1 protein-coding gene is annotated in these 474 nt (G+C 40.7%); it reads right to left on the reverse strand.

The genetic code is table 11. From position 1 onward, the window contains the following. Positions 1 to 95 precede the first annotated feature (95 nt). Positions 96 to 474 (reverse strand): RNA-guided endonuclease TnpB family protein (locus tag AKG33_RS00005; protein WP_152907697.1); only part of this gene is annotated, 379 nt, incomplete at its 5' end.

A 474-nucleotide genomic window follows, 5' to 3' on the forward strand; every position in this document is an offset into this window, starting at 1 on the left:
GTTATGGTGGGGGAATCTTTGCGACCCATAGCAACCTAAGTTACTACCTTTTGCCATGCCACTATCGCTGAATAGTATCGGCATGGGGGAACTCTTTACACAGTAGCAAGCCCTGCTACATCAGCTAACGCCTGTTGACGTATATTGCTTGCAGCATTGGTATCACGGTCATGGTGTGTTTGACAGCTAGGACACGTCCAATTTCTCACAGATAATGGCAAATTATCTAGCTTGTAATGACAATGCGAACAAATTTTACTACTGGCAAAGAACCGATTTACTTTTAGAATGTTTTTACCATACCAAGTTGCTTTGTAAGTAAGTAAGGTAACAAATTGCCCCCAACCTACATCATTAATTGCTTTGGCAAGTTTTCGATTTTTTACCATGTTTTTCACCGCTAAATCTTCAAGTGCATAGCTTGTCGCTTGGTTTTCACAGATAAGGTTATGCGTGATTTTGTGGTGTAAGTCT

The sequence above is a fragment of the Dichelobacter nodosus genome (assembly GCF_001263335.1).
Classification (GTDB): Bacteria; Pseudomonadota; Gammaproteobacteria; order Cardiobacteriales; family Cardiobacteriaceae; genus Dichelobacter; species Dichelobacter nodosus.